At 32.8% G+C, this 9,988-nt stretch carries 11 protein-coding genes; all 11 read right to left on the bottom strand.

Annotation, left to right across the window (positions count from 1 at the left end):
• Positions 1 to 35 precede the first annotated feature (35 nt).
• Complete coding sequence (locus FNW38_RS16835; protein WP_235890232.1) at positions 36 to 329, bottom strand: hypothetical protein; 294 nt, start codon at positions 327 to 329, stop codon at positions 36 to 38.
• 75 nt (positions 330 to 404) lie between these two features.
• Positions 405 to 695, bottom strand: a complete 291-nt coding sequence (locus tag FNW38_RS16830; protein WP_126462714.1) for a helix-turn-helix domain-containing protein — start codon at positions 693 to 695, stop codon at positions 405 to 407.
• A 526-nt stretch (positions 696 to 1,221) separates the two neighbouring features.
• Complete coding sequence (locus tag FNW38_RS16825) at positions 1,222 to 1,980, bottom strand: metallophosphoesterase (protein ID WP_144065091.1); 759 nt, start codon at positions 1,978 to 1,980, stop codon at positions 1,222 to 1,224.
• Positions 1,981 to 2,063: 83 nt separating this feature from the next.
• Positions 2,064 to 2,351, bottom strand: coding sequence for a DUF6922 domain-containing protein (locus tag FNW38_RS16820; protein WP_144065090.1), 288 nt, complete (start codon positions 2,349 to 2,351; stop codon positions 2,064 to 2,066).
• 456 nt (positions 2,352 to 2,807) lie between these two features.
• Positions 2,808 to 4,064: a DEAD/DEAH box helicase gene (locus FNW38_RS17845; protein ID WP_235890231.1), complete on the bottom strand. Its 1,257-nt coding sequence runs from the start codon at positions 4,062 to 4,064 to the stop codon at positions 2,808 to 2,810.
• 50 nt (positions 4,065 to 4,114) lie between these two features.
• Positions 4,115 to 5,758 carry a TOTE conflict system archaeo-eukaryotic primase domain-containing protein gene (locus FNW38_RS17840; protein WP_235891391.1) on the bottom strand — a complete coding sequence of 548 codons (1,644 nt, stop codon included), beginning with the start codon at positions 5,756 to 5,758 and terminating at the stop codon, positions 4,115 to 4,117.
• 337 nt (positions 5,759 to 6,095) lie between these two features.
• On the bottom strand, positions 6,096 to 6,413 hold the full coding sequence (locus FNW38_RS16810; protein ID WP_144065089.1) for a hypothetical protein: 318 nt from the start codon (positions 6,411 to 6,413) through the stop codon (positions 6,096 to 6,098).
• A 329-nt stretch (positions 6,414 to 6,742) separates the two neighbouring features.
• The gene (locus FNW38_RS16805; protein ID WP_143388102.1) at positions 6,743 to 7,063 is read right to left on the bottom strand and encodes a hypothetical protein; all 321 of its coding nucleotides are present in this window, start codon (positions 7,061 to 7,063) and stop codon (positions 6,743 to 6,745) included.
• 97 nt (positions 7,064 to 7,160) lie between these two features.
• Positions 7,161 to 8,636, bottom strand: coding sequence for a DUF4062 domain-containing protein (locus tag FNW38_RS16800; RefSeq protein ID WP_143388101.1), 1,476 nt, complete (start codon positions 8,634 to 8,636; stop codon positions 7,161 to 7,163).
• A gap of 213 nt (positions 8,637 to 8,849) precedes the next feature.
• Positions 8,850 to 9,158: a tyrosine-type recombinase/integrase gene (locus FNW38_RS17615; RefSeq protein WP_235890229.1), complete on the bottom strand. Its 309-nt coding sequence runs from the start codon at positions 9,156 to 9,158 to the stop codon at positions 8,850 to 8,852.
• Complete coding sequence (locus FNW38_RS17610; RefSeq protein ID WP_218043723.1) at positions 9,142 to 9,837, bottom strand: phage integrase SAM-like domain-containing protein; 696 nt, start codon at positions 9,835 to 9,837, stop codon at positions 9,142 to 9,144. Before FNW38_RS17610 ends, FNW38_RS17615 begins: the two co-directional genes overlap by 17 nt.
• Between the last annotated feature and the right edge of the window lie 151 nt (positions 9,838 to 9,988).

Here is a 9,988-nt window from a genome sequence, read left to right as displayed (position 1 = left end):
CTTATCTGATAACTTTTGAAACTCTCTGCTTATATTCATAACCGCAAAAATAATCTATATTTGTGTCCACACGATAGCCAAGTGTCGGGCATACTGTCCAGAAATATTCCGAAGTTTTCTTTTTGGTTTGGGTATTGTGGTCCACCATATAATTGAATGTCCGGATCTAACAGGAACTTTTGTTCCGATTTTATCCAATTTCTATTGTATTCAAAGCTGAATGTTTTTTTACCTTTAGCTTGTTGTGCAGACAGGATGCCAATGATTTTGGGTTCAGCCATTCCTTGCCAATGTGCGTAAACGTATATGTCGGTTTTGTTTTGAGCCATTTTAGATGGTTAGATTATTAGAAGATTCTCGATACATCCCGATTACATCGGGACATTCGAACTGACGTCTTACTACTATTTAAGAAGTTCGAGATCCTGGAGTTTTCTTCCGAGTTCATCGTCTGAAGCCAGTTTTAGGAAATCGTCCTGAAGGCCTAATACTCTAAGTACATTGAAATAGGCACCCATTGCTACACTTGTGTTCCCTAACTCGATTAGGTGTAATGTGGATCTTGAAATGTCGGCTCTCTCGGCTACCTGTATCATAGTGAGTTTTCTTCTTTTACGGGCCATTTTTATGTTTTCTCCCATTTGCTCCAATATCTTGTCATACTTTGGGAAAACAGTCTGCTTTTTTGTTGCCATTTCTTTTAAAATGTTTGTTATTCTAAACAAAAATAGCTTTTATGTTTTAAATAACAAACACTTATGTTTTTGTTTCTTGTTTAAAACAAAATAATAAGGGAAGTATTACTAGATGAATCCGGGGTCGGGAGACCTCGAAGAGCTGGGGCTAAGGAATTAATCGGAGCGTTGATTTCTTTTGAATTTTCTTTGACAAATAGTTTGGACAGGAAAGATATCATAGATTGGGATATGTAATTTTAGAAAATTAAATTTGATTGTATGTAAAGTTTTAGAAAAAAACTTCAAGCCCATAAGACCTCGAAGAGATATGTTTCCGTTTTAAAGCTCAACGTCTTGGATTAAATAGAAATGATCACTATTAACGGCGATGACCGCCGCTAATAGTGATTTATTTAAACTTTACTGTATGGTTAAAAATGCTATTTATATTTTTTTGATAACCCTCTAATAAACTGAAAAACGGATAATAAACTTGATTAGTTTATTGTGATACTATAGGTTTACTGTGTTGGTGTTTAGTTGTTTATATTGAAATCACGCAACTCTTATTAAATTTTTCATTCTCGTTGTATTTTATATATCCCAATTGATTGGTAATTAATTTTGTTTTTCCAATGTTAAAATCTTCTACATTACAATGATGATGACCATAGATCCAATAATCGATTTCATTATTTTCTATAACTGATGACATTTCTGTTCCAAAAGCTTCATTTATGTTACTATGGGCATATTTCTCAGGATAATTGATAAAAGTAGGAGGGTGGTGGGTTACAGCAATAGTTGGATTATTTGTTTTAGTTTGGAATGTTTCTTCCAAAAACAATCTGCTTTCCAGATGGAGTTGGTTATAATCTTGGACAGTTAGTCTTTTTTCATTTTTTCGAATTACTCTGAAATCAGAAAGACTTTGTTCTATGATAAATTGTTTTTCAGCTGAGATGTGTGACCATAAAGTTGAAAATACTAATCTTACTCCATTCATGGTTTTTACCGTATTGTTCAGTAAAGTTACATTGTCTCTGATTTTTTCCTCAAAAGAACCACTTCTTTTGGAAATATCCGAATTATAATATTCGTGATTACCAGGAATCCAAAACGTATGCTCAAAATGTTCGGATACATAATCAAAGAATTTTTGATGTTGGTGTATTTCTTTAAAAAGCACAATGTCTCCCGCCAAAATTAGAATGTTTCCTTTGGGGATGATAGGATTAGATAGAATCCATTCTCGGTTGTCTAAAAATTCTAAGTGGAGATCTGAACAGTATTGAATTTTCATATTATTTTCCATTAGTGGTACTCTAAGATAAATAAATGGATTTTATTTTCCACTAAAACATGGTTTTTAGAGAATATTTTCCATTATAATTTGAAGCGTGCAAAAGTTTTAACGTCATATCTTTTGGCGACAAGCTCACATACTTTATTACTAATACGTTCTTTAGTGTTTTTTAGATGCTTTAGAATATCTGATTTGGAGTAGAATTGTTCTAACTTTTCGATATCAGTAACAAAAGTTTCTGTGGTAGTAGCGAACAAAGCTCTTGGAATTATAATATCCTTATCTCTGGAAAGGTTTAGCTTACTATGGTCCATATCCCAAAATAAGTGTTTTGGAAAAATAGTTGCTATGTTTACTTTTTCTTTCATATGTTTCAACTGTGTTTATAGCGAATTTCCGTAATACTCATTTAATAATATGACACTCCGCAATATGTTCCAAAGGATAAAATATGGCACACAGATAACACGGATTGAACGGATTTTGCACAGATTTAAATAACAGTTTGATTCACCAAGTAAAAAAATCCGTGTAAATCGGTATAATCTGTACAATCTGTGGGCTAATATTTATGCTTTATAAATGTACAAACGACGAAAATTGTATTCGAAATGATTTTAGTCCGCATTACGGATAGTCATATTTAATAATACGAAAATATGATTTTATTCTATTGTTTGAAAAATTGCACGAAATTTCTCTGTTCACTTTTTTTAAATGTTCACGGAAACGAGAACAGTATTTTTTTGTGAACACAAACGATTATAATTTAAGTTGTATGTATTATTCTATTTATGGTTTGATTTTATTATTTGTATTGATTTTTACGGAAGTCTTTCTTCGATCAAATCTTTCCAAATTGTAAATCCTTTTCTTTCATCTGAATAGTCGTGAAGTATGCGACTGAAATTCGCTGGTAGGTTTTCTATAAATGTTTGTCTCCCATTGTTTCTAATGATGTTAAGGTAATAGTCAACCTGTTTTAATTTGTCAGGAAGTGTTCGCTTGTCATTATCAAAATGCCAAATGTACGTAGCTTCTTCTGTGTTCAGGGTTTCTAAAATAATGTGAAATCCTTCTTTTCCGGCTAAAAGAAAAACAAATGAAAATGGATTAAGGACAAATCGAATTTTAAGAATAGTCCTTTCGTGACGGTCGGCCAAATATTGTAAGTGCTTATGGTGTTTGTAGTTTTTATTCTGTAAAAAATCATTTAATAATTCGTCTCCAGAATCATATAGCTTGTAATTATTTTCATTTTGTAATTGGTTAATATCAAGCAAATTTTCTTGGCTAACTGCATTTGCTTTGCCCAAGAAGGTCTTCGTTATAAATTTAAATTTGACTCCTTCAATCAATTCTCTACGGATCTTTTTTAGGTCGTTGGATAATGCCAATTGAGAAATTAGTTTACCATCTTCAAATTCAGCTTGAATAGTAGCGGCAATATTTTTTATTTTGAGTGTCTTGGAGAAATAAGCTTTCAAAACCTCAAATTCTGGTCTGATTTCGTGATTCTCAATATCAAATTCAAGTTCTGTTTTCATTTCAGGCACATTGTATTTGAAAGCAATGCTTCCGTATCGAAATTCAAGTTTTTCAAATGCAATCTTTATTTTCTGATCAATAATGAAAGTGTTTTTTGAAACAGTAATTTCCTCTTCAGGTTCATCAAATAAGGTGGCTAGTTTATCTATTTTTCTGTAAAAGGCATTTCTCTTCAGAAACATTTTGTTTAAGTAATCAATCCTGATGTCCCGATAATCATAAATAGTTGGAGCTATTTCCGATCGTTGAACTCTACCGATGTATTGAATCAATTTGCCTTCAAAAGAAAATGGATAAACAAGAAACAGACAATTGGCGTTTTGCAAATCAGTTCCTTCACCAAAGAATTGTCCAGTGGTGATTAGTACTTGATAATTTCCTTCCTTTAGTAATTTCCATTTTGAGTTTTTGGCACTTTCAGAATCTTCTGCACTTAAAGTAATTGCTTCGTAAGACTGCTTTAAATATTGATAAAGAGAGTCAATGTGTTCTTTGCGTTCGGTTATAATAACGATTTTCTTGTCTGACTTCAATTCATTATTTATATCTTGAAGAATTGCCTTGTTTCGAGTAGAATCGTGAACTAGAATTTTTGATAAAGTTTCAAATTTATCTGTCTTTGAATTGAATGGTACATCAAGGTCAGTGTTTCTAATAATAATTTTTGGCCTTTAGACGTGCTTATTTCATCTGATTTTATTTCAGCGATCACTTCACCTAAATGAATAAAGATAAGTTTACTATCATTGTATTTTCTAAATGGAGTTGCAGTCAATCCATACAAATAAAAGGTTTGCAATTTTGTAATTGTATTTCTGAATGTTTCAGCAGGAATATGGTGGCACTCATCTACAATAATAGTCCCAAAGGCATTTAAAAGTTTTTCCGCATCCGGTTTTTCAAGTTCTTTTGATAAACTCTGAATCATGGCAACTGTTATTTGCTTTCCTATTTTAGTTTTGCCTTGCCCGATTTTTCCAATATCATTTTTTGGTATTCCTAGAAAGGTTTCAATTCTTTCTATCCATTGTTCCGCAATTTGTTTGCGATGCGTAATAATTAAGGCAGGTTGTCTTTTCTCGGCAATAATTTTTAGTCCTACAATCGTTTTTCCAGAGCCAGGTGGAGCTACAATTACTCCTAAATCTTTCTTACCGGTAGTATCAATCACTATTTGCTGGTGTTCTCGCAGTTGTGCGTTAAATAAAAAAGAAACTTCATTTAGTTTTTTTCTTTCATCATTAAAATCGTATTCGATTTTATTTTCTCTACAAAAGCGAATTATTTTTCCAACAAAACCTCTTGGAATAATTATAGCATTTTCAGTTTCTTCAACAAACTTGAAATAACGTTCGGTTCCAAAAGTATTTTTACCCATTTTCTTTTTTATTAAAAATTCGGTATTCAGAAAATTTAATTCTTCTTTTAGAAAATTAATTAATGCGGTAGATATTGCGTTTCGATTAATTTTCACAACATTGTTTAATGTTATAGTCAGCTTTCCATTGTTAGATTGTGGTAAAGTTGGAATAGCAATGTTTTGTGGTACAATATAAATTTGGTAAAGTTTATCGAGTGCTGTTGTTGATATTCTTTGGATGTTTTTAATATAATCCCATTGATCGGAAAATGGTTGCAAATTATCAATTTCAATAAAACAACTATTTCCTTGTTCCAATGTTTTTTTATAAAACGGAAGTGCGATTAAGTTTCCAAATCCTTTTCCGGAAAGAAAATCTTGATTAGGAAACAGCCTATCAAAACTGGAACTCTTGTCAAACAAAGAAAAAATTCCTGCTTGCTCTAAAATCGAAATAAAAATCTTTCTGCTTTTAATTGCCGGATAAGGTTGTTCAAAAAAAATCCAAACATGTCCACCTTTACCTGAACGTGAGCGTTCCAAGTGGGATGGAATTCCTTTTTCTTTACAAGCATTTATAAATCGTTTACAATCTTCGGCCCAGTTTTCTTTATCAAAGTCAGCGACGATAAACCACGAAGTATTGTCTTTTAGTAAAGGGTAAATTCCGACTAGTTGTTCCCCATGTAGGTGTTTTTCAATTTCTTTGTCAGTAATAGACAAATATTCTTTATCTGTGTAATTTTGAAAAGTGCCACCACTCATTTTATGTGCCCGATATCTATATGGATCATAGAAGTATGCTGGCATATAGCCGCTTTTATCTCCCTTTTCCCAGCGAACTGCAAATACATCTTCTCTGCCCATAAAAACAGATTTGAATAGTTCGATTTTATTTAATGGCAATGATGGGATATCCATTGATTATTGTTCAATAATATGATTTAACTTTTTATAGTTTCAAGTTGGTTTTAATTATACTTTTTTGTGTAATTTAATCCACTGATGTATCTTAGAATAAGAAATTATATGTTGAATTATTATCCTTTATTTTCTCTTTTAGGTATTTTATTAATAGTGATGGTTAAGGATTGAGGTGTCATGGTTAGGTGTCATGGTAGCAATATTAAAGGAGGTATCCATATTGCTATTAGAAGTGTCAAGGTTAGGTGTCAAGGTAGCCAGGTACTAGTTATACACAATACTAGGAAAGCGCTTCTAAATCCTCTTTTAATCTACGTAAAAAACTTTCTTCACCATCATCACCAGAAATATACCAATCAATTCTTTGAGTATAAACTTCAGCTTTTTTGAGTAAATCAATAGCAGTCTTATAAGCATTCACAACAGCATCACTTTCAATAGGCCAATTTAATTCTTCTGGGTGTTTATCATAATATGCTTTATCATTCCAAAGCTCCTCTTTTGGTTTAGGATTTCCCATTCTTTCAAGTTCACTTTGTATCGTTTCGTGTATTTCACGAATATTGTACTGTTTGTAATCAAAAGCACCTCCGCTCATAGTTTTGTTTTTAAGTTACCGTACTGTGCACAAGTGTTTAGGAAGGTTGCAAGTTAGGTTTTTATTTATATTTCTTCCAAAAAAGTATTTAAATTTTGGTTGTCAGGAACCCAATTTTTCATTTCATCGGAAGAAAAATATTTTTTTGATTGGGTTTCATTTCCTATGTGTATTTTGAATATCTGTTTTTGTTTCCAAGAAATCAATTAGTTTCTTTCATTTATTTCTTCTGGATGTATTAAAAACCAGTCGGTTCCCGAGATACTGATTTTTTAATTTCTTGGTTTTTATGAATAGCTTTTGAAATAATAATCTGTTTTTTAGAAAAATTATTCACCCACTTTAGAAATCGGAAGGTCATCTTCCCATATTTCTCTGTAAGCTTGGATGTAATCGGCAGTTGCTCTTGGGTTGATGTCCCAATAATAACGACATAATTTTTTAAAAAGTGTTAATACTTTTTCGTTGCCACAATAATCGAGTAGATAGTCTAAAAGTCGCTCAATGGTGTTTTTGTCTTTTGTTTGTGTTTTAATAAGATCGTCCACTTGCGGTTTATAGATACTATATGCTTGTTCTTGCAACTGTTGCATTTGCGCAATTAATGGTTTCAATTGGTCTATAAAATTGTCCAAATCATCGTTATCCATGTTCACTTTTTTGGAATTATCAGCAAAAATAGTATTTCATATGTTGGTGTTTATTGTTTTTTAGGGGGTATATGTATTTGGAGAAAAAATACTTCGATTACTCTTTACTTTCCTTACTAATTTCCCAATAACCACCCTTGGTACCGTGGCGCAATAGGATTCCTTTTTTCTTTAATTTTGCCAATTGATTTTCGACTGCGGTAGTGCTTATTGCTAATTGTGAAGCCAATTGGGCAATACTAATTTCTTTGTCATTTTTGATAGCCACAATTATTTTCATGGAAGTATCTCCCAACTTATCTCCCAACTTATCTCCCAACTTATCTCCCAACTTAGAATCTCCTTGTTCGGTTGCTTCTTCGGTAGTTTTTCTGTAGAGTATGGTTTTAAAATCTTCGTCTTGAAGAAATACGGGTTCTTGGAGTCCGGCTTCTTTACTCAGTCTAATGATATCTGCAGTACCTGTTCCCAAGCGTTCGATGTAACCTGCCAAATACATGGGATGAGCCAACAGTGGATTGAAAGGAATTGAACTATGCAGAATTTTTAGTTTTTCGGTGGTCCAGCCCATAGGTAATAAACCAGGATTCCATATTTCCAGACGATCCCTGAACATCATCACCTGAACACTGCCATTTGAAGTGTAATCACGATGTGCAATGGCATTTACTAAAGCTTCAGCAATGGCTTCTCTTGGAATCTCGTATTGTCCCGGAATCTCTGTATTCTTAGACCGAGTACCTACTGAATAATCTAATTTGGACAAAATGAAGTCTTCTGCCTGATTCACCAATTCAAAAACATCGCCTTGAAACACTTTGTAAGAAGGGATTGGTTTTTCTACGATGTTGCCCTGGAAATAAGCGCAACGAACTTCTGCATTTATGAAAAACCGTTGTGGGTTTTTCCCGAACAAAAGCAGAGCAGCATTGGTCACCCTGTTTTCTTGAGAGAGATTTAAGTGGGTTAAAACCACTTCAACAGAAGCGGTTTCCGGTAAAGGAAAACCTCTTTTTGATTTTGCTAAACGAACAAAGGCTGCAACTTTTTCTGTATCGATGTCCTGCAAAGTAGCTTTTGGATGCAAAGAAGCGTCGAAAGGACCTGTTCGAATGATTTCCTTTTCTTCTAAATATTTGACCAAAGCAGCATAAACAGAAGCTTTTAAATCTTCGACAGAACTAAAGCGTTTTCGGACTAAACCAGATTGAACTTTATTGATAAAAACATTTTGTTTTGGGCGTCTGTCAGATGCGCTATTTGATGTTAGAAAAACAAGACGGGTTTTGTGGTGTAAAGTGGCATGATCAAATTCTCTTTCAGTGGGAGAAATTCCTGCATCATCCTCAAAACCATAATCATTGCCTAAAATTCCTAAATAAATATCACATAGTTCCACTTCTCTCAGATAGACATTTGCCGCATTCTGGTCGCTTGCAGGTAACAGTTCAAATAAGAAAGGTTCGAAAAATTTCCCCAACAATGGGTCGGATAATAAATATTCGTGTAAAGCCCAACGCTCTTTTGCCATTTCGACTTGTACGCTACTGATGAATATTTTTATTTTTCTCATTCTTTATACTGATCTGTAATTGGATGGGCAATAATAATCAAAATATTTGGTTTTTTTGAAGTTCAAAGATTTAAAGATTCAGGTTCAAGGTTTAATAGTAAATGAACACCTTATTCCAGGACAAAGCGAACATCTCTGCAAACTTTTCGGCAGATATTTTTAACTCATTTCGTGTTTTCGGTAAATAATGTTTTTATTCACGGCATGATTGCCTTATATGTTTTTATATTTCTTCATTAATTTAAACATGTCTTCCATTACATTTGCATCTAATACCTTAGCATAATGCTGTGTTTGCATAATATTAGTATGGCCCATCATTGCTGAAACATTTTCAATCTTCACACCATTGCCTAATGTCACAGTAGTAGCGAAGGTGTGTCTGGCTACATACCACGTTAGGTTTTTATCAATTCCGCATAACACTCCAATTTCCTTCAAGTAAACATTCATTTTTTGATTGGATATTTTAGGAATCAATCCAATTTGTTGATTTTTATATTTGTTAATTATCTTCAGCACAGGAGGGGAGCACAGGCACATTGGCGCGAATTGCTGTTTTTGTTCTATTGGTTTGAATCCAAAGATTGCCATTACAATCAGTCACTAAATTGTTTGAAGTCAGATTTGAAGCGTCTATGGGAGCATATCCGGTATAGCAACAAAAAAGAAATATATCTTTTACTCTTTCAAGACGCTTGATACTAATTTTTTTATCTTCTATTGTCTTTAATTCTTCCTTAGCAAGATATACTGCATTTTTAACGGTTAACTTACCATCGTAAATACTATAGGGGTTTTTAATGAGGACGCCCATTTTAACACTGTAATTTGCGGCTGTTTTGTACATTCTCATGTACTTTACCACGGAGTTGTTTTTAATCCCTATTTTTCCTTTAAAATTTGTATTATATTTTAGAAATGATTCCAAATTGTATACGAATGCACTGTTAATTAAAATACATTCCATATCTGTCTGCCCATAGTGTTTATTAATAAACGTAAGTAGTAATTCTTTGGATCTCTCGTATTTTTGAAGTGAGGCCATGGATCTTTCCTTACCCTCTACTTTTTTTCTAAAGTATTCAATATACATATCCAAAATTTTCAAAATTGTAATTGTTTCAGAGTGTACTTGAACCCTACCATTAAGGGCGTCTTTAAGCTTTGCTAATAAAACATCAGGTTGTACTGCTGCCATTTCATTAATTTTTTTTTCAATGTTAAGCTGAAGTACATCTAAACTGTTTCTTGTTGCTTTTTCTTTTTCAAGCTTTTGAGGTAGGTATTTAATTTCATATCTTTAAAGTCTTATAAAACATAGGAAAAATGGAAATATTCAAAGGTCAAAA

It is taken from the genome of Flavobacterium gawalongense, from assembly GCF_007097265.1.
In the GTDB taxonomy this organism is placed as follows: domain Bacteria; phylum Bacteroidota; class Bacteroidia; order Flavobacteriales; family Flavobacteriaceae; genus Flavobacterium; species Flavobacterium gawalongense.
This window is presented reverse-complemented; position numbering and strand designations above follow the sequence as displayed.

What these genes read in the sequence shown, in the direction of transcription:
- FNW38_RS16835 (WP_235890232.1), bottom strand. Translation starts at nt 329, where the DNA reads ATGGCTCAAAACAAAACCGACATATACGTTTACGCACATTGGCAAGGA.
- FNW38_RS16830 (WP_126462714.1), bottom strand. Translation starts at nt 695, where the DNA reads ATGGCAACAAAAAAGCAGACTGTTTTCCCAAAGTATGACAAGATATTG.
- FNW38_RS16825 (WP_144065091.1), bottom strand. Translation starts at nt 1,980, where the DNA reads ATGAAAATTCAATACTGTTCAGATCTCCACTTAGAATTTTTAGACAAC.
- FNW38_RS16820 (WP_144065090.1), bottom strand. Translation starts at nt 2,351, where the DNA reads ATGAAAGAAAAAGTAAACATAGCAACTATTTTTCCAAAACACTTATTT.
- FNW38_RS17840 (WP_235891391.1), bottom strand. Translation starts at nt 5,758, where the DNA reads ATGGGCAGAGAAGATGTATTTGCAGTTCGCTGGGAAAAGGGAGATAAA.
- FNW38_RS16810 (WP_144065089.1), bottom strand. Translation starts at nt 6,413, where the DNA reads ATGAGCGGAGGTGCTTTTGATTACAAACAGTACAATATTCGTGAAATA.
- FNW38_RS16805 (WP_143388102.1), bottom strand. Translation starts at nt 7,063, where the DNA reads ATGGATAACGATGATTTGGACAATTTTATAGACCAATTGAAACCATTA.
- FNW38_RS16800 (WP_143388101.1), bottom strand. Translation starts at nt 8,636, where the DNA reads ATGAGAAAAATAAAAATATTCATCAGTAGCGTACAAGTCGAAATGGCA.
- FNW38_RS17610 (WP_218043723.1), bottom strand. Translation starts at nt 9,837, where the DNA reads ATGGCAGCAGTACAACCTGATGTTTTATTAGCAAAGCTTAAAGACGCC.